This is a genomic window from Isoptericola nanjingensis, assembly GCF_050311635.1.
In the GTDB taxonomy this organism is placed as follows: Bacteria; Actinomycetota; Actinomycetes; order Actinomycetales; family Cellulomonadaceae; genus Isoptericola; species Isoptericola nanjingensis.
Window position 1 is genome coordinate 251,175 of sequence record NZ_JBNOZL010000009.1, and the last position, 20,714, is coordinate 271,888.

Below are 20,714 nucleotides of genomic sequence, written 5' to 3' on the forward strand. Positions count from 1 at the left end.
CGCAGTGTGCCGACGAAGCCCACCTCCTCGACCGCCCTCCAGTCCGACGCGACGCCTACGGGCGAGTCGCGGGTCGCGCTGGTGCGACGCGCGCGCCGCATCGACCGCGAGCTGGCGGTGACGTACCCGGACGCGCGGGCGGAGCTGGACTTCACGACGCCGCTGGAGCTGCTGGTGGCGACGGTGCTGTCGGCGCAGACCACGGACGTGCGGGTCAACGCGACCACGCCGGCGATCTTCGCCCGCTACCCGGACGCCGCCGCGTACGCGGGCGCGGACCCGGCGGAGATGGAGGAGCTGTTCAAGCCGCTGGGCTTCTTCCGGGCCAAGACGCGCTCGATCATCGGGCTGGGGCAGGCGCTCGTCGAGCGGTTCGACGGCGAGGTCCCGGCCCGCCTGGACGACCTGGTGACGCTGCCGGGCGTGGGGCGCAAGACGGCGAACGTGGTGCTGGGCAACGCGTTCGGCGTCCCCGGGATCACGGTGGACACGCACTTCGGCCGGCTGGCGCGCCGCTTCGGCTGGACCGACCAGGAGGACCCGGTCAAGGTCGAGCACGAGGTCGGGGCGCTGTTCCCGAAGAAGGACTGGACGATGCTGAGCCATCACCTCGTCTGGCACGGGCGCCGGCGGTGCCACGCGCGGCGGCCGGCGTGCGGGGCGTGCCCGGTGGCGCGCTGGTGCCCGTCGTTCGGGATCGGGGAGACCGACCCGGTCGCCGCGGCGAAGCTCGTCAAGCCCGGGCCGCGGGGCTGAGCCCCGACCACTGACCGAGCCGTGACCCGGTCTCAGCGGGGGGCGAGCGCGTGGTCGAGCCAGTCGACGAGGAGCTTGCCGACCTCGTCGGGGGCCTCCTCGGGCAGGAAGTGCCCGGCGCCGTCGACGGTCTCGTAGCGGAAGTCGCGGGCGAGCGCCGCCCCGTCGACGGGGGCGTGGCGGGGGTCGAGGAAGCCGTCCAGCTCGCCGTGCACCTGCAGCACCGGGACGTCGACGGGCTCGCGCAGCGCGGCGAGGTAGCGGCGGCCGTCGGGGCGCGGCGTCGAGCGGACCATCCAGCGCAGCGACTCCATCACGGTGTGCGCCGCGAACGGGATCCGCATCACCGTGCGGTACAGCTCGTAGGCGTCGGTGCCGAGGGGGCGCGCGGCGCCGTCGCGCAGCACGCGCGCCACCTGGTCGCCGTCGGTGAGCCGGCGCTCGGGCAGGGTGGGCAGCTGGTAGGCGGCGAGCTGGCGGCGTGCCAGCGGGGTGAGCAGCCGGCGGCCCGAGACGTGCAGGCGGGCCGGGTGCGGCGCGGAGACGGCGCCCACGGCCGCGGTCACGGCCGGCTGCAGCCGCGCCATCGACCACGCGGTGACGCCGCCGGTGCCGTGCCCGACGACGACCGCCCGGTCGTGGCCGAGGGAGCGCACCACGCCCGCGACGTCCTGGGTGCCGGTGGGGACGTCGTAGCCGGACGGCGGCTTGTCGGAGGCGCCCACGCCGCGCAGGTCCATCGCCGCCACCCGGTACCCGGCGTCGGCGAGCTGCTCCATCTGGTGCCGCCACGCCCACCAGAACTGCGGGAACCCGTGCAGCAGCACGACGAGCGGGCTGCGGCCGCCGTTCGTCCGGTCGGGCCCGGCGAGCGCGACGTGGAAGCGGGCGCCGTTCGCGGGCACGAGCTCGTGCCGCCAGGGTCCGTCGACCAGGGCGCTGGAGAAGTCGCTGGAGTCCGACATCGCGGTCACCGGTCGAACCTACCCGCTGCGGCGCGCCGGGGCCCGTACGGGCGCGCGATGTCACAGGTTCGTCCGCCTGCCCGACCCTGCGACGGGCTCGGGTCAGGCAGGCGGGCGGGCTCAGCCGGCGGACTCGACCGGCACGTCTCCGCCCTCGGTCGGACGCGGCTCCTTGGGCGGGTCGAACCGGTAGCCGACGTTGCGGACGGTGCCGATGAGCTGCTCGTGCTCGGGGCCGAGCTTCGCGCGCAGGCGCCGCACGTGCACGTCCACGGTCCGGGTGCCGCCGTAGTAGTCGTAGCCCCACACCTCCTGCAGCAGCTGGGCCCGCGTGAAGACGCGCCCGGGGTGCTGCACCAGGTACTTGAGGAGCTCGAACTCCTTGTAGGTGAGGTCGATGGGACGCCCGCGCAGCCGGGCGGTGTAGCCGCCGGCGTCGATCGCGAGGTCGCCGGCGGCGATCTCCTGCGGGCCGTCGTCGACGGGGCCGCGCTCGGACCGCTCGATGACGAGGCGCAGGCGCGCCTCCACCTCGGCGGGGGACGCGGTCTCGAGCAGCAGGTCGTCGGCGCCCCACTCGTGCGTGACGACGGTCAGCCCGCCCTCGGTGAGCACGAGCACGAGCGGCACGGTGAGGCCCGTGGCGTGCAGGAGCCGGCACGTGGTGCGGGCGGCGACGAGGTCACGACGCGCGTCGAGCAGGACCACGTCGGAGTCCGGGGCGTCCACCAGTGCGGACGGCTCCATGGGCAGCACCCGGATCCGGTGGCTCAGCAGTCCGAGGGCGGGCAGCACCTCGACCGACCCGCCGGACGCGGGCGTGAGGATCAGCAGCTCGGCCACCGGCACCTCCTCCCGGGTCGTCGGACGGTCCGTTCGACAGCGTCCGACAGGTGCGTCCGCCAACGTACCGCGGTGCGGCGTCGATCACACCGCACCCGTCCCGGTCGGGTGACCGGTTCCCGCAGTGTGCCCCGAACCGTGTTGCGGGCGCGTTTCCGATCGACGACCGGACTGTGACGGGCGCGGCCGTGACGGTGCGGCGACGTGTCGGCGGCGGGTCGCGGCCGGCGTCGCGAGCGGGCGGGGCGCCGCCCGCCGTCTGCGACACTCGTCGTCGTGACCGTCACCACCCGCGCCGTCTGGACGGCCGTCCTCTCCGCCGTCGTCGCGGCGGCCGCCGCCCTCGACGACTACGGGACCCTGCCCCTGACGGCGGTGGCCGGGGTCCTCGTGCTGCTCCTCGCGACGGGCTGGGGCCCGCTGCTGCGGCTGCCCGCCCAGGGCGGGACGACGGTCGTCGTGGCGGTCGCGGGGCTCGGCGCCGTCGCCGTGGCGTGGGCCACCCAGGGCGAGCCGGTGCTGCGGAACGTGCCGCTGGTGCTCGCGATGGCTCTGGTGCTGGCGTTCGTCGCGGAGATGCTGCGCCGCGGCGGGCGGGCCCGGCTCGTGGAGTCCGTGAGCGGCACGGTGACGGGCGCGGTCGTCGCGGTGTGCTGCTCCGGCTGGGTGGCCGCGGGGCGCTCCGAGGCGGGCGCGTCGCTCGTGGTCGTGAGCGCGCTCGGCCTCGCGGTCGCCGCGGGGGTGTCGGCGACGCCGGTCGCGCGCGGCTGGGCGGGCTCGCTCGTGGGTGTGGTGCTGGGCGCCGTCGCGGCGGGCGGGGTGGCGACGCTCCTGCCGTCGATCGACCCGGTGAGCGGCCTGGTCGCGGGAGCCGTGACCGGCCTGGTGGTCGCGGTGCTGCGACTGCTCTTCGAGCGTCAGCCCGCGCTGACCGGCCGCCGGGCGATGCTGGCCGCGGTCACGGCGCCGGTCGCCGTGAGCGGCATCCTGGTGTTCGTCGTGGGGCGGCTCGTCGTCGCCTGAGCGGGCGCGCCACCCCGGGGTGGCGGGCCCGGCCCGGCGTCACGCCGGGCGCTCGACCACGCCCGCCATGTTGATGGCCTCGCCGGCCAGCTCGATGCGCACCTTCTTGCTCACGAGCACGCCGCCGGCCTCGAGCGGCACGTTCCACACCAGCCCGTACCGCTCGCGCTCGAAGTCGGCCGCCGCGCTGAAGCCGAAGATGTCGCGGCCGTACGGGTCGCGCCCGGCCCCGCCGAACTCGGCGTCGAGCGCGATGGGGTGCGTGATGCCGCGGATCGTCAGGTCGCCGTGCAGCACGAACTTCGCGGACGTCTTCAGCGTGCTGGGGGCGGTGTCGGCGCGACCCGGGGTGCGGCCCTTGAGCCGGGCCCAGGAGAAGATCGGGTCGACCTCGGTGCGCCACTCGAGGCCCGTGCTGCGGAAGTCGATCGTGGGGTAGTTCTCCACGTCGAGGAAGTCGGGGCTGAGCAGGTGCGCGTCCCGGTCCGGCAGGTGGGTGCTGATCGACGCGGCGTCCAGGCTGGCTGCGACCGACGACTGCAGCGGGTCCTCGGCCACGCGGATGGTCGCGCTCCCCGACGAGAACTCGCCGCGCACCGGGCTCACCATCATGTGCATCGCGAGGAAGCCGAGCCGCCGGTGCTCCTTGTCGAGCACGTAGTCGCCGGCGGCGGGGATGACGAGGTCGTTCCAGGTCCTGGTGGACGAGGTCATGGATGGTTCTCCGTGGTCGCGACGTCGGCCGGCGCCGGGGGGCGGGCCCGTGGGGCACGTGCGCCCGCCGGCCGGCTCGACGGCGGGACGTCACTCGATGCTTCAACGTTCAATCTACGGTACGGGGGGTGCCCGGCGGGAGTGGGTCCGCCGGCCGGGTGGTGCGCCTCACACGTCGGTGCGGGCGTCAGTAGACGAGCGCCTGGGCCCCCGGTCGGAGCACCTCCTCGGCGAAGACCGCCGCCCCGGCGATGCGGACGCCCGGCAGGACGTCGTCGGGCCCGAGGTCACGGCGGGCTGCGCACTGCGTGCAGAGGGTGACCGAGCCGGCGGCGAGGACGGCGTCGAGCAGGTCGGCGGCGGGTGCCGCGTGCTCGAGCTCGAGCTCCGCCACGCGGCCCGGGACGGCGAACCACGCCGCCTCGCCGGTGAGCCACAGGCTCACCTCCGCGCCGGCGGCGACGGCCGCGGCCGCCACGGTGAGCGCCTGGTTGGCGGCCTCCGGCCGGTCCGTCCCCGACGTGGTCTTGATCACGAGCGAGCGCGCGGGCGTCGCAGCGGTGGGGGTGCTCATGGGCGGCGACCTTACTCACGCTGACCGACCGGGTGACGGCTGGGTAGGATCGCGGCATGTCGATCCACGCTCTCGAGGCAGTGTTCACCGGTCTGCTGGTCGTCGTCTCGGTCACGATCATCTGGTTCGCCGGCTACGTCGTCTACAAGCTGTTCCAGGGCCAGCGCTGATGCCCTTCGCCTTCCCCGAGGGACTCGCGCCCGAGGTCTACCCGCTCGCGTGGCTCGTGGGCCGCTGGCGGGGCGAGGGTGTGATCGAGTACACCGGCATCGACGAGACGCCGTTCGTGCACGACCTCGTCTTCGACCACGACGGCGGCCCCTACCTGCGGTTCGAGTCCACGCTGCGCGTGCGCTCCGCCGCGGCGGCCGACGGCGAGGGCGGTGACGCGCCGGGCGACGACGAGCCCGACACGGTCTGGTCGACGGAGACCGGCTACTGGCGCGTGTCGAGCGACCGGCCGGAGGGGCTGGAGGACGACCGGCACGCGCTGGAGGTGCTCGTCACCGACGCGTCCGGCCGGCTCTCCCTGTTCCTCGGCGTCGCGGGCAACGGCCGCATCGACCTGGCCACGGACTTCGTGGCCCGCACCTCGACGGCCGCGGAGGTCACCGCGGCGAAGCGCCTGTACGGCCTGGTCGAGGGGCGCCTGATGTGGGTCGAGGAGCTCGCCGCGTTCGGGCACCCGCTCGGCTCGTACGCCTCCGCCCAGCTCGACCGCGTCGAGAACGACTGAGGGGACCCCGATGGACTCGCCGCTCCTGGCCCGACAGGGCGCCGTGGCCGCCACGGGTGCCGACGAGGGCGTCGCCTGGCACTACGGGGACCCGGTGGCCGAGCAGCGCGCGCTCGCCCGCGGCGGCGCCGTGGTCGACCAGTCGCACCTGGGCGTCGTGCGCGTCGCCGGGCCCGACCGCCTGTCGTGGCTGCACTCGATCACGTCGCAGGACGTGCAGGCGCTGCCGCCGCGCACCTCCACCGAGCTGTTCGTGCTGTCGCCGCAGGGCCACGTCGAGCACGCCGCCGGCGTCGTCGACGACGGCGAGGCCACCTGGCTGGTCACCGAGGGCGACCACGCCGCGCCGCTCGCCGCCTGGCTCGAGCGCATGAAGTTCATGATGCGGGTCGAGATCGACGACCTCTCCGCCGAGTACGCGGCGCTGGGGGAGCCCGTCGCCGCCGAGGGCGTCGAGGGCGAGCCCGTGACCTGGTGGGACACCTGGCCGCGCGTCGCTCAGGGCGGCACCCGGTACGGCCCGCCCGAGACGGAGCACCCGGGCCTGGACCGTCCGTGGCGCCTCGTCCTCGTGCCGCGCGCCGACCTGGAGGCCGCCGTCGCCGAGCGCGAGGCCGCCGGATGGCGCCTGGCCGGCACCTGGGCCACCGAGGCGCTGCGCGTCGAGGCGTGGCGCCCGCGGCTGGCCCACGAGGTCGACCACCGGAGCGTGCCGCACGAGCTCGACTGGTTGCGCACCGCCGTCCACCTGCACAAGGGCTGCTACCGGGGGCAGGAGACGATCGCGCGCGTGCACAACCTCGGCCGCCCGCCGCGGCGGCTGGTGCTGCTCCACCTCGACGGCTCCCAGCACGTGGTCCCCGAGGCGGGTGCCCAGGTGTTCGTCGGCGGGCCTGACGGGCGTGCGGTCGGCACCGTGACCACCGTGGCGCGGCACCACGAGCTCGGACCGGTCGCGCTCGCCGTGATCAAGCGGTCCGCCCCCGAGGACGCCGAGCTCACCGTGGTGGGCGACGTCGGCGGGCAGGAGCTGCAGGTCGCGGCCGCGCAGGAGGTCGTGGTGCCGGGCGACGGCGTCTCGGCCGACCGCCCCGAGGCGCACGGGCCGCTGACCCGCGGCCTCACCCCGCGCGGGCCCGACGCCCCGCAGAGCCTGCTGTGAGCAGGCGCCCGTGAGCGACGAGCCGGCGGCCCGTCCCGCGGGCGACATGCCCCGCCGCGCGGGCGCCGCCGCGCGCGCCGCGCTGCGGTCCCTGCCCCGGCGCATCCGGCTCCGGCAGGGCATCTCGCGGGTCCGGGTCGCGTTCTGGCCGATCGTCCAGGCGGCGCTGGCCGCGGGCGTCGCGTACGGGATCGCGGTCGTCGTGCTCGGGCACACCCAGCCCTTCTTCGCCGCCGTCGCCGCGTGGGTCTGCCTCGGCTTCAGCTTCGACCGCGAGCTGCGGAAGGTGGCCGAGGTGGCCGCGGGCGTGGCCCTCGGCGTCGGTCTTGGGGACCTCATGGTCCACCTCATCGGGTCGGGCTGGTGGCAGATCGCGCTGGTGATGGCGGTCTCGGCCCTCCTCGCCCGGTTCGTCGACCGCGGCCCGCTGGTGACGATCCAGGCGGGCGTCCAGGCGGGCGTCGTCGTGGGCCTGCCGGCGTCGGTCGCGACCAACGGCGCCTTCGGCCGGTGGACGGACGCCCTGGTCGGGGGCGGTGTCGCGCTGCTCGTCGCGCTCCTCACGCCCGGCGACCCGCGGCGGCGCATCCGTGACCTGGCGCAGAGCGCGACCCGGGAGCTGGCGCTCACGCTGGAGTCTGTCGCGCTGGGCCTGCGCGACGGCGACGCCGACGAGCTCGCCGCGGCGCTGGTGCGCGGCCGGGCCGCCGAGAAGTCGCTCGAGGAGTGGCACGACGTCGCGACGAAGTCGGACGAGATCGCCCGGGTGAGCGTCAACCGCGTGCTCAGGGCGGAGATCACGCGGCTCACCGGCCAGGCGGTGCTGGTCGACCGGGCCATGCGCAGCGTCCGCGTGCTCGCCCGGCGTGCCCCGGCGACGCTCCGCTCGTTGGGGAAGCTGGGGGAGGAGGGCAGCCACCGCGTGACGGCGGCGCCCCTGTCGGGCGGGCTCCCGCCCCCGCCGGAGGTCGACCCGACCGCCGACCCGGTGGCCGACCTCGTCGTGCGCCTCGCGCACGGCGTGCGGCTGCTCGCCGCCGCCCTCGGCTCGGGCACGGGCCTGGGGCAGGCGCGCGACGCGCTCCTCGACGTCGCGCGCGACGTCGACCCGCGCACCGTGGGCGAGGGGCACTGGCAGGTGCAGTCGCTGGTGCTGCTGCTGCGCTCGCCCGTCGTCGACCTGCTGGAGGCGGCGGGCCTGCCGCCCGAGGAGGCGCGGGACGCCCTCCCGGAGATGTGACGGCGAGGTAGTACCGAACCTGCCGAGGTAGCTGGTCTCAGCGGTGCTCGACGGTGTCCGTGTCGTCGGCGAGGAGCTGGTGGGTGAGCTGTTCCACGAGCTCGTCGACCTCCGGCTCGTCGCCGCCGGGCCACTCGGCGACGTACCGCCGCAGCCGCTGCCGCTCCGCCTCGCGGATCGACTCGGCCGCGACGTCGCCGTCGGGGGTGGCGAGGACCGCGTCGCCGTCGATCTCGACGAGGCCGCGCGCCTCCAGCGCCTCCGCGACCCGCCGCACCGTCGCGGGCGAGACCTCGGTGCGCTCGGCCATGAGCTGAACGGAGCGCTTCCGCTTGAGGGAGACACGCGTGACCATCCACGCCTCCTCGGCGGTGAGGTCGTCGTCGCGCGAGATCGTCTCGTACACCTTGAGCGGGTCGAGCTTGCCCACCCGGCGCCACAGGATCAGCCGCAGCTCGTCGAGCGACGTGCGGGCGGACCCCAGTCCGAACGACCCACCGGCGGCCTGGCCCGCGCTGCCGGGCCCGTCCCCGCGGGTGGCGCTGCGCAGCTCGACCTCGGGCAGCAGCCAGGTGAGGAGGAAGGCGAGCGCCGCCACCGGTACGGCCCAGAGGAAGACGACGTGCAGCGCGCCTGCGTAGGCGTCGACGAACCAGTTCTGCACCTCGGGCGGGCACTGCGCGAGCGTCTGCGACGAGGCGGACAGGGCGGCCGGTGAGCAGGGGCCCTGGGCGGTCGCCGGGACGGCGGTGGTGAGCTCGGTGCCGAGCCGGTTCGCGAAGACGGTGCCGAACACCGCGACGCCCACGGACGACCCGATGGTCCGGAAGTAGGTGGCGCCCGACGTGGCCGTGCCGAGGTCCTTGTAGTCGACGGCGTTCTGCACCGCGATCACCAGGACCTGCGTGACCATGCCCAGCCCGGCGCCGAGCACGAACATGCTCAGGCCGGCCTGGAGCGTGCTCGTGTCCGGGCCCATGAGCGAGAGCAGGTAGAGGCCGACGGAGGTGATCGCGGTCCCGAGGATCGGGTAGATCTTGTACCGCCCGGTGCGGGAGATGAGCTGCCCGGACCCGATGGACGTGAGCAGCATGCCGAGCATCATCGGCGTCATCTCGAGCCCGGACTCCGTGGGTGTGGAGCCCTTGACGGTCTGCAGGTACAGCGGCAGGTAGGTGATCGCGCCGAACATCGCGAACCCGACGACGAATCCGACGACCGCGGCCACGGTGAACACCCTGCTGCGGAACAGGTGCAGCGGCAGCACCGGCTCGGCGGCTCGCCGTTCGACGACGACGAACGCGACGATCCCGAGGACGGCGGCCGCGATCATCGCCCACACGGCGACGGAGTCCCACGCCCAGGTGCTGCCGCCCAGGCTCGTGACCAGCACGATCGCCGTCGAGACCATGGCGAGCAGGACGATGCCGGCGTAGTCGACCTTGGGCTTGCGGCCGGCCTCGATGCGAGGGAGCACGGAGGCGACGACGAGCAGCGCGACCACGCCGATGGGGATGTTGATGTAGAAGACCCAGCGCCAGTCGAGGTTGTCCACGAAGAAGCCGCCCAGCAGCGGGCCGGCGACCGACGAGACGCCGAAGACGGCGCCGAAGAAGCCCTGGTACCTGCCGCGCTCGCGCGGCGGGACGACGTCGCCGATGATCGCCTGCGACAGCACCATGAGCCCGCCGCCGCCCACGCCCTGCACGGCGCGCCACGCGATGAGCTGGCCCATCGTCTGGGACGTGCCGGACAGGATCGACCCGACGAGGAAGATGAGGATGCAGGCGATGAACAGCGCCTTGCGCCCGTAGAGGTCGCCGAGCTTGCCCCACAGCACCGTGGTGGCCGTGCTCGCGAGCATGTAGGCCGTCACGACCCAGGAGAGGTGCTCCGCGCCGCCGAGGTCGGACACGATGGTGGGCAGCGCCGTCGCGACGATCGTCTGGTCGAGCGCGGCGAGCAGCATCGCGAGCATGAGCCCGCCGAAGATGGCCAGCACCCTGCGCTGCGGCAGGGCCTCCGGTTCGGCGGGTGGTGCGCTCGGAGCGGTCATGGGATGCCTCCCGGCCCGGTGGTTGAGCCTGTCGAAACTCGTCCGGGTCGCACGTTGCCACGGACGGTGCGGGTCGGCATGCGGAACCACTCGTTGTCGTCGAGTAGTTGATGAGATACAGTACTTGGCGTGATGCAGCGAGCTGAACCTTCGACGGCGGACGACGCGTTCTCCGCCGACCTGCTGCGTGGTCACACCGACACGATCGTGCTCGCGACGCTCCGTCGCGGGGACCGCTACGGCTTCGAGATCTACAAGACGATCCGCGACGCCACGGGCGGTGCGCACGAGATCAAGGAGGCCACGCTCTACGCGACGTACCGCCGTCTCACCAAGGACGGCCTGGTCGAGGCCTACTGGGGCGACGAGTCCCAGGGCGGGCGCCGCAAGTACTACCGGATCACGGACGCCGGGCGGGCCGTGTTCCGGAGCAACGTCGCCGCGTGGGTCGCCACCCGCGACGTCATCGACTCCCTCCTCAGCACCGGCACCAGCACGGGCACCAGCACAGACAAGGACACCTCCCGATGACCACCGTCCACCGCCTCCTCGACGACGCGTTCGCGGGCGTCGAGCCGTCCCCCGAGGTCCAGGACCTCAAGGAGGAGATCCGGGCGAACCTCGAGGCCCGGGCCGCCGAGCTGCAGGCCGGCGGTGCGTCACCCGACGACGCCGCCCGCCGGGCGTTCGACGAGCTGGGCGACGTCGGCGCGCTCGTCGCCGACGCGCAGGCGGACGTCGTCGCCGAGACCGGCGGCGCACCCCGCACGGCGCTGCAGGAGGCCTTCGTGGCCGCCCGGCAGCACCGTGTCCGGCCGAAGCCGCGCTTCGTCCTGGGCGTCGTCCTCGCGTCGCTGGTGCTCGTGGCCCTGGTCGCCCTCTGCCTGCTGGCGGCCCTCGACGTCCTCGCCCTGCCGGGCGTCGTCGTCGCCGCGCTCCTGCTCACGGCGTCCAGCGCCGCCGGGTTCGTGGTCGGGTCGTCGCTCTCGCAGGAGACGACGACGAACCATCCCGTGCCGTCGCGGCGCGCGGGCGGCTACTACCTCGCCACGGGCCTCGCCGTCTTCGGCCTGCTCCTCGCCGGGTTCACCCTGCTCGGCACGTTCGAGGCGTGGGGGTACGTCGTCTCGGCAGGACTCCTCGTGGTGGGCGGCGTCGTGTTCACGATGCTCGGCGTCACGCAGACCAACCGGAAGAAGGCGTGGGTGCGGGACGTCGCGCGGGCCCAGGCCTCCGGTCACCACTACGACCGGTTCGACCACGACCCGGCCGCCGCCGCGCGCTTCGGCGTCTACACGGTCGTCATCTGGCTGGTGGCGTTCGTCGTGTTCGTCGTCCTCGGCGTCACCGTCGGCTGGGCCTGGTCCTGGCTGACCTTCGTCGTCGCCCTCGCGGTGATGATGCTCGTCCTCGCCCGGATGCTCTTCCGGTCGACGGAGGAGCAGCAGAAGAAGTAGCAGCAGAACGGTCCCGGGCGACTGCCATCGCCCGGGACCGGTGGCTCGGGTCCGGTGCACGACCGCACCACGAGACGCACTCCCACCCTAGGGCGTGCGCCGGACCCTCCGACCCCTGGAGGAAGCATGTCCACCCCGACCCTGTCGGCGCCGACGATCGAGGTCGCCGGCCTGACCAAGACCTACGGCTCCGGCCGCACCGCACGTCGAGGCTCGCGCACGGTGCGCGCCCTCGACGGCCTCGACCTCGCCGCCGCCCCCGGCAGCGTGCTGGGGCTGCTCGGCCCGAACGGCGCCGGCAAGTCCACCACCGTGAAGATCCTCGCGACGCTCTCCGCCCCGGACGGCGGGACCGCGCGCGTCGCGGGCCACGACGTCGTGCGCGACCCGGCCGCCGTCCGGCGCGCCATCGGCTACGTCGCGCAGCGCCCCGTCACCGACCCGATGGGCACGGGCCGCGAGAACCTCGCCCTGGCCGGCCGGCTGCAGGGCCTCGGCGCCCGCGACGCCCGGTCGCGGGCCGGCGAGCTGCTCGAGCGGTTCGGCGTCGCGCACGCCGCCGACCGCCTGGTGAAGACCTGGTCCGGCGGGATGGCGCGCAAGCTGGACGTCGCCGTCGGCCTGGTGCACCGGCCGCAGGTGCTGTTCCTCGACGAGCCCACCACGGGCCTCGACCCCGAGGCGCGCGCCGCGATGTGGGCCGAGATCGAGCGCATGGCGGCCGGCGACGGCATGACGATCCTGCTCACCACCCACTACCTGGACGAGGCCGACCGCCTCGCCGACCAGGTGGTCATCGTGGACGCGGGCCGCGTCGTCACCGCGGGCACCCCCGACGCGCTGAAGGACGGGCTGCGCGGCGACGGCGTCACCGTCGAGCTCGACGACGTCGCCGCGGCGGCGGCCGCCGCACCCGTCGCCGCGGGCCTGCCGGGCGTCGTCGACGTCGTGGCGGAAGGTCGCACGCTGCGGGCGCGCGCCGACGCGGGGGCCACCGCGCTCCCGGCGCTGCTCGCGGCCCTCGACACCGCGGGCCTGGGCGTGCGGGCGGCGGGGCTGTCCCGGCCCACGCTCGACGACGTCTACCTGCGGCACACCGGCCGCAGCCTGGAGGCGGCCCACCGGGCCGCGAGCGAGACCGCCGGCAGCGCCGGCGCCGAGGCCACGGAGGTGGCGGCATGAGCACCGCGACGATCGACCCGACCACGACGCGCCGTCCGGCCCGTCGCACGAGCGCGCTGACCCAGGCCGCGCTCCTCACGGGGCGGCAGGCCCGACAGGGCGTGCGCATCCCCGTCTTCATGGTGATGAACCTGCTGCAGCCGATGATCTGGCTGCTGCTGTTCGGGCAGCTCTTCCGGTCCGTCATCGAGATCCCCGGGTTCGCCGGGGGAGCGGACGTCAGCTACCTCGAGTACCTCACGCCGGGCGTCGTCATGATGACGGCGATGGGCGGCGCGGCCTGGGCGGGCACCACGTTCGTGCAGGACATGGACCGCGGCGTCATGGACCGCTTCCTCGCCTCGCCGACCAGCCGCGGCGCGCTGCTGTCCGCGTCGATGGCCTGGTACGCGCTGCTCGGCTGCGCGCAGGCGCTGGTCGTCGTGGGTGTCGCGTGGCTCGGCGGGGCGCGGTTCCCGGGCGGCTGGGCCGGCGTGCTCGTCATGCTGGTCGCCGTCGCGCTGCTGAGCTGCCTGTTCGCGGCGCTGTCCGGCGCCGTCGCCCTGCTCACGCGGCAGCAGGAGGCGCTCATCGGCGTCTCGCAGCTGCTGACGATCCCGCTGATGTTCCTCTCGTCGGCCGTGATGGACCCGGCCCTCGCGCCGGACTGGATCGCCACCGCCGCGCGGTACAACCCGTTCGACTGGGCGGTGGTCGTGGCCCGCGACGCGCTCCAGGGCTTCGCCGACCCCGGCACCGTGTGGCTGCACCTGGGCCTGCTCGCCGGCGCCGTCGCGGTCATGGGCGCGCTCGCGTCGTCGGCGTTCCGCGCCTACCGGCGCGCCGTCTGACGCCGAGGGAGCGGGAGCAGCAGGACTGCCGAGGTGGTACCGGACACGTGGTCTCGTACTACCTCGGCAGGTCTCGTCCTACCTCGGCAGGGTGCGTCCTACCTCGTCAGGTTCGGTATTCCCTCGGCGGGGGTGTCTGTTCGGGGCTCGACGGGGACGGTACGGTCGTCGGTCATGGAGGTCTCCGTCAGCGCGCTGCGCGCCGAGCTCAAGTCGTGGATCGAGAAGGCGCGGGCGGGCGAGGAGGTCGTCATCACCGAGCGGGGGGTGCCGGTCGCACGCCTGTCGGGGGTGCAGACCGCCGACCTCGTCGCCGGGCTGGTGCGCGACGGCCTGCTCACGCCCGCCGCGACGGAGCGGCCGGTGCACGCGGTGCCCGACCACGGCGAGGCCGCCCGGACGGTCGCGCGGCCGGCCCCGCGCCCCGCGGCCCGGCCGGCGTCGCGCATGTCCGACCTCGTGCGGCGCATCCGGCGCTGACGCCGTTCTCGCCCGCAAGACCGCCGTCACGGAGAACGGAGCAGGATGGCCCTCGTCTACTTCGACGCCAGCGCGCTGGTGAAGCTGTGCGTGCCCGAGCCCGGCTCGGCGCTGGCGAGCGCGCTGTGGAACCGCGCCGACATCGTGGTCTCGTCGCGCATCGCCGACGCCGAGGTGCGGGCGGCGCTCGCCGCCGGCGAGCGGGCCGGCGTCCTCGACCCGCTCGCGCGACGGCGCGGGACGGCGATCTGGGACGAGCTGAGCGTCGGGCTGCACACTCTCGAGGTGACGGCCGAGGTCTCGAAGCGCGCGGCCGAGCTCGTCGCGTCGTGCCCCGTGCCGCTGCGTGGCGCCGACGCCCTGCACGTGGCGAGCGCCCTCGCCGTCGCGCACGACGACACCGTCGTCGCCGCGTGGGACGAGCACGTCGCGGGCGCCGCCCGCTCCCGGCGCCTCCGCGTCCTCCCGTAGGCTCGGCGGGTGATCTCCGCCGCCTTCGGATCCTTCCAGTACATCGTGCTCGTCGTGCTCGCCGTCGTGGTGTTCGTCGTGCAGCTCGTCGCGTTCCTCGACGCCGCCCGCCGGCCGGCCAACGCCTACGTGTCCGAGGGGAAGCTGAAGAAGAACATCTGGCTGATCATCCTCGGCATCGCGGCCCTCATCGGGCTGTTCGGGCTGCCGCCGATGCTCATGACGGCCTGGTCGTTCTTCAACGTCATCGCCGTGACGCCCGCGATCATCTACTGGGTCGACGTGCGCCCGCGGATCCTGCCCTACGGCACGGGCGGGGGGCGTCGTCCCCAGGGCCCGACGGGCGGCTGGTGACGTGGTCGAGGTGACGACGCCTGGCTCGAGCGCGCCCGTGGCGCGGGGCGCGGCCCCGCTGGCCGAGGTCGTGCGGGGGGACCTCGTGGAGTCGGTGCACCTGGGGCACCTGGTGGTGCTGGGCCCGGACGGCGCGGTCCGGCTCGCCCTGGGCGACCCGACGACGACGATCTGGCCGCGCTCGTCGGTCAAGCCGCTGCAGGCCGTGGCCATGCTGCGCACCGGCCTCGACCTGCCGGACCGCCTCCTGGCGCTCGCGGCCGCCAGCCACAGCGGTGCCCCGGAGCACCTGGCCGGGGTCCGCGAGATCCTCGCCGGCGCCGGGCTCGACGAGTCCGCGCTCCGCAACACGCCCGACCTGCCGCTGGGCCGCGCGGAGGCGCTCGCCTGGCAGGAGGCAGGGCACGGCCCGGAGCGGATCGCGCAGAACTGCTCGGGCAAGCACGCCGCGATGCTCGCGACCTGCGTCGCGGCCGGCTGGGACGCCGCGACCTACCTCGACGTCGACCACCCGCTGCAGCACGCGGTGCGCGACGCCGTCGTCGGGCTGACGGGGGACGCGGACCCGCACGTCACCGTGGACGGCTGCGGCGCGCCGCTGTTCTCCACGACCGTGCTCGGGCTGGCCCGCTCGTTCGGCCGGCTCGCGTCGGCGGCCGCCGACGGCGCCTCCGCCGACGGCGGGCGGATCGCGCGCGCGATGGCGCGGCACCCGGAGATGGTGGCCGGCCGCGGGCGCGAGGACACCCTCGTCATGACCGCCGTGCCCGGCGCGATCGCCAAGATCGGCGCGGACGGCGTGTGCGCGGCGGGCCTGCCCGACGGGTCGGCGGTGGCGTTCAAGATCCTCGACGGCGGCGACCGGCCGCGCCCGGCCATCCTCGCCGCGGCGATGCGCGCGGCAGGGGCCGCCGGCGTCGCGGGGGCGGACGCCGCAGCGCTCGACGCCGTCGGCGTCACGCCCGTGCTGGGCGGCGGGGCCCCGGTCGGCGCGGTGCGCCCGGCCTTCGCGGCGGACGTCGCATGAGGGCCGTGCTGCAGCGCGTGTCGAGCGCGTCCGTCACGGTCGACGGCGAGGTGGTGGGCGCGATCGACCGCCCCGGCCTGCTCGCGCTCGTCGGCGTGACGCACGACGACGGCGCCGCCGAGGTGGCGACCGTCGCCCGCAAGATCGCGGAGCTGCGGATCCTGCGCGACGAGCGCTCGGTCACGGACGCGGGCGCCCCGGTGCTGGTGGTCAGCCAGTTCACCCTGTACGGGGACGCGCGCAAAGGTCGCAGGCCCACCTGGAACGCGGCCGCGCCCGGCCCGGTGGCGGAGCCGTTGGTGGACGCGGTCGTGGCCGACCTGCGGTCGCGGGGCCTCGAGGTGGCCACCGGGAGGTTCGGCGCGGACATGGACGTCGCCCTGGTGAACGACGGCCCCGTGACGATATTGGTGGAGACCTGACAAATCGCTGACCTGCGTCTTCGCGCACATCTCGGGGCGATGCGGCAGAGTGGTGCCGCCGAGCACCGAGGCCCGGCACGAGACGGGAGGCCGACGATGACCTCGATCCGCGACACTGCGGCGCCCTGGCAGTCCTCGTCCGGCGCGCGTGCACGCCCGGTCGCGCCGCAGGTCGTGCGACGGGTCTCGGAGCTCGTCGGCGCCGACCCCGAGGCCCTCGCCCAGACGCTCGGTCTGCTCACGCCCCACCAGCTCGCCGGCGTCGCCGCGCTGCCCGACCCGCTCCCCGTGACAGCCGCGGTGCGGGCGGCCGCCCTCGACGGGACCGCCGGCGCGCTCGACGCGGCGGACCGGCGCCTGCTGCTGACCGCGGGGGTACTCGTCCTGGACCGCGTCGACGTCCTGCTCGGCGCGACCGGCGCCCCCGTCGAACGGCTGCTCGCACCGCCGCTGGCCGGGCACCTCCAGCTCGCCGACGGCCGGTTCCGGGTCGCGGACCAGAGGCTGCGCGCCGTCGTGCACGAGGACGCCGACCTCACCGAGCGCACGGCCGTGCACGCCGCCCTGGCGACCGAGCTGGAGCGGGTGGGCGAGCCCGGCGCGGCGCGGTGGCACGCCGCGCTCGCCACCCTCGCCGGCGACCCGGCCCTGGCCGACGGCCTGGTGCGCCTCGCCCAGCAGCGGCTGGGGCAGGGGTGCGCCGTCGCGGCGCACGCGATCGCGCGCGAGGCGGCCAGCCACGGCACCGGAGACGTGCGGGCGCGGGCGTTCCTCGTCGCGGGGCGCGCGGCGCTGCTCGCCGGGCACGTGCGTGACGCCGCCGGGTGGCTCGAGCGGGTCGCGAGCACCGGCGTGGCGACGGTCCAGGAGGCTGCCGAGCGTGCCCGCGACGCGGTGCTCGCGCTGGTCGACGCCCGGACGGTCGCCCGCGCCGCGGGTACCGCCGCCCCGCGGCCCGGCGGCGGCGCGGCCGCCCCGCTCGACGCGGACGACGACCCGCCGGGCGTCCGGCTCGCGCGCCTCGTCGTGCCGGTGGCCCGCGCCACGGTGTCCTCGGCGGACCGCGCCGTCCTGGCCGCCGTGGTCGAGGCGCTGGCCCGCCTCGACCGCTACCCCCGCGAGGCCGACGAGGTCCTGGCGCGGGCCGTCGTGACCGCGGTGCCGTACCGCGAGACCGTCGCCTGGACGGGAGCCGACGGGCTCTCCCCGTTGGCGGAGGCGCACCTGCGGGTGGTGCAGGCGCTGGTGCTCCTGCGCGGCGGCGACGCCGAGCAGGCGGCCCGGGTGCTCGACGACGCCGCGGCGCGGCTGCCGGTGACGCACGTCGTCGGCGGGCTCGCGGCGGAGGTGGCACGTCGCACCGGGGGCTCCGACACCCTCGCCGCCGGGCTGCGCGCCGTCGGCCCGGACCCGGTCCCCGCCGCGGTCACCGCCTGCCGCGACCTCGGGTACCCGCGCCCGGCCGCCGTGCCGTCGCTCGTGGTGAGCGCCGTGCGGACGTGCCGGGGCGGTCCGGACGGGCTCGCGGACGTGTGGGCGCGCTGGGCGGACGTGCTCACGGCGCGGGAGCTCGACGTCGCGCGCCTCGTCGCGGACGGCCTGGCGAACAAGCAGGTGGCCGACCGGCTGTGCGTGTCCGTGCGCACCGTCGAGGTGCACCTGGGGCGCGTGTTCCGCAAGGTCGGCGTGAGCTCGCGCGCCGAGCTCACGGTGGTCGCGCTGCGGCCCGCGTCGTGACCCGCGCCTGACCTGGCCCGCAGCCGCGGGCGTACGCGTTGTCGCGTACGGCCGGCGCCGGTGAGTGTGGGAGTCCCCGATGTCGCCGGGATAGGAAGCTGTCTTAACTTTTGCGTGCACCATCTGATCCACCCGCGCCTGCGGGCGCGGGCCCATCCGCGCAGGACAGGGAGGAACCCCGATGGACAAGCACGCAGAGGGACCGCGCCACCCCGGACACCCGCGTCGACGACGTCGTCTCCGCGGCGTCCTGGCCGGCGTCGCGGCGCTCGCCGTCGCCGCCGCCGGTGCGGTCGGCGCCGTCGCCGCCGCGCAGAGCGCCTCCGCCGAGCCGGCGAACCCCGGCGACAGCGCGATCAACGGCTACCGGAACGTCGGCTACTTCACGCAGTGGGGCGTGTACGGCCGGGGCTTCCAGGTCAAGGACCTGGTGGACTCCGGGGCGGCCGAGCAGCTCACCCACATCAATTACTCCTTCGGCAACATCCACCACCAGACGCTCACCTGCTTCGAGGCCAACAAGGCGCAGGGCACCGGACCGAACGGGTCGGACGGCGCGGGCGACGCGTGGGCCGACTACGGCATGACCTACACGGCGGCGACCAGCGTCGGCGGCGTCGCCGACACCTGGGACCAGCCGCTCGCCGGGTCGTTCAACCAGCTCAAGCAGCTCAAGGCGAAGTTCCCGCACCTCAAGGTGATGCTGTCGCTGGGCGGCTGGACGTGGTCGAAGAACTTCTCCCGGGCGGCCGCCACCCAGGCGTCGCGGGAGAAGTTCGTCAGCTCGTGCGTCGACCAGTACCTCAAGGGGAACCTCCCCGTGATCGACGGGCGCGGGGGCACGGGCGCCGCCGCCGGCGTCTTCGACGGCTTCGACATCGACTGGGAGTGGCCGGGGTCGCAGAACGGCAACGAGGGCAACCACGTCGACGAGGTCAACGACCGGCAGAACTTCAAGCTCCTGCTCGCCGAGTTCCGCAAGCAGCTCGACGCGTACGGCGCGACGACGGGCGAGGACTACCTGCTGTCGGCGTTCCTGCCCGCCAACCCGGAGGACATCGAGGCCGGCGGGTGGAACGACCCGGCCGTCTTCGAGTCGCTCGACTTCGGCAACATCCAGGGGTACGACCTGCACGGCGCCTGGCAGCCCGACCTCACCGGCCACCAGATCAACCTGTACGACGACCCGGCCGACCCGCGCTCCGACGGCCGTCGGTTCAGCGCGGACAAGGCCGTCCAGGAGTACGTCGGGAACGGTGTCGACCCGGCGCAGCTCGGGCTCGGCATGGCGATGTACGGTCGCGGCTGGACGGGCGCGACCCGGGCCGAGCCGTGGGGGCCGGCGACGGGCGGGGCGCCCGCCACGTGGGAGGCCGGCATCGAGGACTACGACCTGTTGAAGAACCGTGGCACCGGCTACTACGACGAGGTCGTGGGCGCCGCCTGGCGCTACGACGGCACCACGTGGTGGAGCCTCGACACGCCGCGGACCGTGGCGCAGAAGTCGGACTACATCAGGGCCCAGGGCCTGGGCGGCGCGATGTGGTGGGACCTGTCCGGCGACGAGCCGGGCGAGCTGCTCGACGCCGTCGAGGCGGGGCTGTTCACCGGCACGCCCGGGCCCGTCGACCCGGGCGACCCGGGCCCGGACCCGACGGACCCGCCGACCGACCCGACGGACCCGCCCACGGAGCCGGGCGACTGCGCGGCCACCGCGTGGGACGCGGGCGCCGTGTACACCGGCGGCGCCACGGTCGCGCACGAGGGCCACGAGTGGCGGGCCAAGTGGTGGACGCAGGGCGAGGAGCCCGGCACCACCGGTGAGTGGGGGGTCTGGGCGGACCGGGGCGCCTGCTGATCCGCCACCCGGACGCGCACCGCCGGTCGAGCCTGTCGAGACCCGGGTCTCGACAGGCTCGCCCCCCCCGACGGGTGGGGAGCGTCAGTGGTCGGTACGACGCCGGCGCGCGACGCCGACGGCGACGCCGCCCGCGGCCACGAGCGCGGCGGCCGCGGCGACCAGCCCGGCGACGCCGGCGCCCGTCTGCGGCAGGAAGCCCGACGCGGGCGGGGCGGCCGCGGGCGGGGCGCCGTCCGCGGGCACCGCGGCGGGGACGGTCGTGCCGGGGGTCGGCTCGCCGGGCTCGTCGGGCGGCACGGTGCCGGGCGGGTTGGTCGCGCAGTTCGGCGACGACGGCGGGTAGGCGGCGGTCATGGTGAGCTCGGGGTTCACCTCGAGCTTCACGTCCACGGACGGGCGCACCCAGTCGAACTCGTCGCCCTCCACCCAGACGCCGTTCTCGAGGCGCCAGCCGGGCCAGTCGAGCGGCGCGCCCGACGCGTCCACGACGGCGCCCGGCCACAGGACCCGGCCGCTCATCGGGAGGTCGGCCTGCACGACGTCGTCGCCGCCCGGGTTGAGCCACGTGATGGTCACGGTGGTGTTCTCGGTGCCCGTGGCGGTGACGGCGTAGCGGAGGTAGGGCACGTCGCCGTCGCACTCGGGCTGGAAGATCTGTGCGGTGAGCGTCGGGACCTCGGGCGGCGGGTAGTCCGTGCTGCTGGGGCTGCTGCTCGGGCTGGGCATCGTGTCGGCGAGCGCCGGCGCGGCGGCGGCGACCGCGATCGCGCCGCTCAGGACCAGGCCGACGGCGGCGCCGGCGGCGGTGCGTGCGTGGGCCATCT

Annotated in this window: 22 protein-coding genes; 16 read left to right on the top strand and 6 right to left on the bottom strand. The window is 75.2% G+C overall.

Annotated elements, in window-relative coordinates; genetic code table 11:
• Window positions 1-6 precede the first annotated feature (6 nt).
• The gene (gene nth, locus ACQP6G_RS19110; RefSeq protein WP_429766689.1) at window positions 7-756 is read left to right on the top strand and encodes an endonuclease III; all 750 of its coding nucleotides are present in this window, start codon (window positions 7-9) and stop codon (window positions 754-756) included.
• A 32-nt stretch (window positions 757-788) separates the two neighbouring features.
• Here the strand turns inward: nth and ACQP6G_RS19115 are convergent, their stop codons facing one another.
• Both ACQP6G_RS19115 and ACQP6G_RS19120 read right to left on the bottom strand, forming a co-directional pair.
• Window positions 789-1,721: an alpha/beta fold hydrolase gene (locus ACQP6G_RS19115; protein WP_429766825.1), complete on the bottom strand. Its 933-nt coding sequence runs from the start codon at window positions 1,719-1,721 to the stop codon at window positions 789-791.
• A gap of 120 nt (window positions 1,722-1,841) precedes the next feature.
• Complete coding sequence (locus tag ACQP6G_RS19120) at window positions 1,842-2,564, bottom strand: winged helix-turn-helix transcriptional regulator (RefSeq protein WP_429766690.1); 723 nt, start codon at window positions 2,562-2,564, stop codon at window positions 1,842-1,844.
• Between the two features lie 276 nt (window positions 2,565-2,840).
• Between ACQP6G_RS19120 and ACQP6G_RS19125 the strand changes: the two genes are divergently transcribed.
• On the top strand, window positions 2,841-3,587 hold the full coding sequence (locus ACQP6G_RS19125) for a hypothetical protein (RefSeq protein WP_429766691.1): 747 nt from the start codon (window positions 2,841-2,843) through the stop codon (window positions 3,585-3,587).
• A 39-nt stretch (window positions 3,588-3,626) separates the two neighbouring features.
• On the opposite strand, the gene ACQP6G_RS19130 is transcribed toward ACQP6G_RS19125, so the two are convergent.
• The gene (locus ACQP6G_RS19130; protein WP_429766692.1) at window positions 3,627-4,301 is read right to left on the bottom strand and encodes a YceI family protein; all 675 of its coding nucleotides are present in this window, start codon (window positions 4,299-4,301) and stop codon (window positions 3,627-3,629) included.
• A 187-nt stretch (window positions 4,302-4,488) separates the two neighbouring features.
• Window positions 4,489-4,875 carry a DsrE family protein gene (locus ACQP6G_RS19135; protein WP_429766693.1) on the bottom strand — a complete coding sequence of 129 codons (387 nt, stop codon included), beginning with the start codon at window positions 4,873-4,875 and terminating at the stop codon, window positions 4,489-4,491.
• Between the two features lie 169 nt (window positions 4,876-5,044).
• Here ACQP6G_RS19135 and ACQP6G_RS19140 point away from each other — a divergent pair, with 169 nt between their 5' ends.
• The 3 genes from ACQP6G_RS19140 to ACQP6G_RS19150 are packed head-to-tail and all read left to right on the top strand — an operon-like array spanning window position 5,045 to window position 8,013.
• A complete protein-coding gene (locus ACQP6G_RS19140; RefSeq protein ID WP_429766694.1) occupies window positions 5,045-5,611 on the top strand; it encodes a heme-binding beta-barrel domain-containing protein in 567 nt (188 codons plus the stop codon).
• A 10-nt stretch (window positions 5,612-5,621) separates the two neighbouring features.
• Window positions 5,622-6,773, top strand: coding sequence for a CAF17-like 4Fe-4S cluster assembly/insertion protein YgfZ (ygfZ, locus tag ACQP6G_RS19145; protein WP_429766696.1), 1,152 nt, complete (start codon window positions 5,622-5,624; stop codon window positions 6,771-6,773).
• A gap of 10 nt (window positions 6,774-6,783) precedes the next feature.
• Window positions 6,784-8,013 carry an FUSC family protein gene (locus ACQP6G_RS19150; RefSeq protein WP_429766698.1) on the top strand — a complete coding sequence of 410 codons (1,230 nt, stop codon included), beginning with the start codon at window positions 6,784-6,786 and terminating at the stop codon, window positions 8,011-8,013.
• Window positions 8,014-8,050: 37 nt separating this feature from the next.
• On the opposite strand, the gene ACQP6G_RS19155 is transcribed toward ACQP6G_RS19150, so the two are convergent.
• Window positions 8,051-10,069 carry an MDR family MFS transporter gene (locus ACQP6G_RS19155; protein WP_429766699.1) on the bottom strand — a complete coding sequence of 673 codons (2,019 nt, stop codon included), beginning with the start codon at window positions 10,067-10,069 and terminating at the stop codon, window positions 8,051-8,053.
• A 132-nt stretch (window positions 10,070-10,201) separates the two neighbouring features.
• Here ACQP6G_RS19155 and ACQP6G_RS19160 point away from each other — a divergent pair, with 132 nt between their 5' ends.
• From ACQP6G_RS19160 to ACQP6G_RS19210, 11 genes are all read left to right on the top strand, one after another.
• Complete coding sequence (locus tag ACQP6G_RS19160) at window positions 10,202-10,600, top strand: PadR family transcriptional regulator (RefSeq protein ID WP_429766826.1); 399 nt, start codon at window positions 10,202-10,204, stop codon at window positions 10,598-10,600.
• On the top strand, window positions 10,597-11,526 hold the full coding sequence (locus ACQP6G_RS19165) for a permease prefix domain 1-containing protein (RefSeq protein ID WP_429766700.1): 930 nt from the start codon (window positions 10,597-10,599) through the stop codon (window positions 11,524-11,526). Before ACQP6G_RS19160 ends, ACQP6G_RS19165 begins: the two co-directional genes overlap by 4 nt.
• Before the next feature lie 126 nt (window positions 11,527-11,652).
• Window positions 11,653-12,708, top strand: coding sequence for an ABC transporter ATP-binding protein (locus ACQP6G_RS19170; protein WP_429766702.1), 1,056 nt, complete (start codon window positions 11,653-11,655; stop codon window positions 12,706-12,708).
• Entirely contained in the window at window positions 12,705-13,538 is an 834-nt protein-coding gene (locus ACQP6G_RS19175; RefSeq protein WP_429766704.1) for an ABC transporter permease, read from the top strand. Before ACQP6G_RS19170 ends, ACQP6G_RS19175 begins: the two co-directional genes overlap by 4 nt.
• A 174-nt stretch (window positions 13,539-13,712) precedes the next feature.
• Window positions 13,713-14,018, top strand: coding sequence for a type II toxin-antitoxin system Phd/YefM family antitoxin (locus ACQP6G_RS19180; RefSeq protein WP_429766706.1), 306 nt, complete (start codon window positions 13,713-13,715; stop codon window positions 14,016-14,018).
• 45 nt (window positions 14,019-14,063) lie between these two features.
• Window positions 14,064-14,489, top strand: coding sequence for a type II toxin-antitoxin system VapC family toxin (locus tag ACQP6G_RS19185; RefSeq protein ID WP_429766708.1), 426 nt, complete (start codon window positions 14,064-14,066; stop codon window positions 14,487-14,489).
• 9 nt (window positions 14,490-14,498) lie between these two features.
• A complete protein-coding gene (locus ACQP6G_RS19190; RefSeq protein WP_429766710.1) occupies window positions 14,499-14,843 on the top strand; it encodes a DUF2516 family protein in 345 nt (114 codons plus the stop codon).
• A 10-nt stretch (window positions 14,844-14,853) separates the two neighbouring features.
• The gene (locus ACQP6G_RS19195; RefSeq protein ID WP_429766712.1) at window positions 14,854-15,870 is read left to right on the top strand and encodes an asparaginase; all 1,017 of its coding nucleotides are present in this window, start codon (window positions 14,854-14,856) and stop codon (window positions 15,868-15,870) included.
• A complete protein-coding gene (gene dtd / locus ACQP6G_RS19200) occupies window positions 15,867-16,292 on the top strand; it encodes a D-aminoacyl-tRNA deacylase (RefSeq protein WP_429766713.1) in 426 nt (141 codons plus the stop codon). Before ACQP6G_RS19195 ends, dtd begins: the two co-directional genes overlap by 4 nt.
• A 96-nt stretch (window positions 16,293-16,388) precedes the next feature.
• Window positions 16,389-18,029 (top strand): LuxR C-terminal-related transcriptional regulator, encoded by a 1,641-nt coding sequence (locus ACQP6G_RS19205; protein ID WP_429766714.1) that lies wholly within the window; start codon window positions 16,389-16,391, stop codon window positions 18,027-18,029.
• A 181-nt stretch (window positions 18,030-18,210) separates the two neighbouring features.
• Window positions 18,211-19,887, top strand: a complete 1,677-nt coding sequence (locus ACQP6G_RS19210) for a glycosyl hydrolase family 18 protein (RefSeq protein ID WP_429766716.1) — start codon at window positions 18,211-18,213, stop codon at window positions 19,885-19,887.
• 84 nt (window positions 19,888-19,971) lie between these two features.
• Here the strand turns inward: ACQP6G_RS19210 and ACQP6G_RS19215 are convergent, their stop codons facing one another.
• On the bottom strand, window positions 19,972-20,712 hold the full coding sequence (locus tag ACQP6G_RS19215) for an LPXTG cell wall anchor domain-containing protein (RefSeq protein WP_429766717.1): 741 nt from the start codon (window positions 20,710-20,712) through the stop codon (window positions 19,972-19,974).
• Window positions 20,713-20,714: the final 2 nt, after the last annotated feature.

Excerpts from the sequence above, each read along its gene's own strand:
- ACQP6G_RS19115 (WP_429766825.1), bottom strand. The coding sequence starts at position 1,721 with ATGTCGGACTCCAGCGACTTCTCCAGCGCCCTGGTCGACGGACCCTGG.
- ACQP6G_RS19130 (WP_429766692.1), bottom strand. The coding sequence starts at position 4,301 with ATGACCTCGTCCACCAGGACCTGGAACGACCTCGTCATCCCCGCCGCC.
- ACQP6G_RS19135 (WP_429766693.1), bottom strand. The coding sequence starts at position 4,875 with ATGAGCACCCCCACCGCTGCGACGCCCGCGCGCTCGCTCGTGATCAAG.
- ACQP6G_RS19140 (WP_429766694.1), top strand. The coding sequence starts at position 5,045 with ATGCCCTTCGCCTTCCCCGAGGGACTCGCGCCCGAGGTCTACCCGCTC.
- ygfZ (WP_429766696.1), top strand. The coding sequence starts at position 5,622 with ATGGACTCGCCGCTCCTGGCCCGACAGGGCGCCGTGGCCGCCACGGGT.
- ACQP6G_RS19155 (WP_429766699.1), bottom strand. The coding sequence starts at position 10,069 with ATGACCGCTCCGAGCGCACCACCCGCCGAACCGGAGGCCCTGCCGCAG.
- ACQP6G_RS19160 (WP_429766826.1), top strand. The coding sequence starts at position 10,202 with ATGCAGCGAGCTGAACCTTCGACGGCGGACGACGCGTTCTCCGCCGAC.
- ACQP6G_RS19165 (WP_429766700.1), top strand. The coding sequence starts at position 10,597 with ATGACCACCGTCCACCGCCTCCTCGACGACGCGTTCGCGGGCGTCGAG.
- ACQP6G_RS19170 (WP_429766702.1), top strand. The coding sequence starts at position 11,653 with ATGTCCACCCCGACCCTGTCGGCGCCGACGATCGAGGTCGCCGGCCTG.
- ACQP6G_RS19175 (WP_429766704.1), top strand. The coding sequence starts at position 12,705 with ATGAGCACCGCGACGATCGACCCGACCACGACGCGCCGTCCGGCCCGT.
- ACQP6G_RS19180 (WP_429766706.1), top strand. The coding sequence starts at position 13,713 with ATGGAGGTCTCCGTCAGCGCGCTGCGCGCCGAGCTCAAGTCGTGGATC.
- ACQP6G_RS19185 (WP_429766708.1), top strand. The coding sequence starts at position 14,064 with ATGGCCCTCGTCTACTTCGACGCCAGCGCGCTGGTGAAGCTGTGCGTG.
- dtd (WP_429766713.1), top strand. The coding sequence starts at position 15,867 with ATGAGGGCCGTGCTGCAGCGCGTGTCGAGCGCGTCCGTCACGGTCGAC.
- ACQP6G_RS19205 (WP_429766714.1), top strand. The coding sequence starts at position 16,389 with ATGACCTCGATCCGCGACACTGCGGCGCCCTGGCAGTCCTCGTCCGGC.
- ACQP6G_RS19210 (WP_429766716.1), top strand. The coding sequence starts at position 18,211 with ATGGACAAGCACGCAGAGGGACCGCGCCACCCCGGACACCCGCGTCGA.
- ACQP6G_RS19215 (WP_429766717.1), bottom strand. The coding sequence starts at position 20,712 with ATGGCCCACGCACGCACCGCCGCCGGCGCCGCCGTCGGCCTGGTCCTG.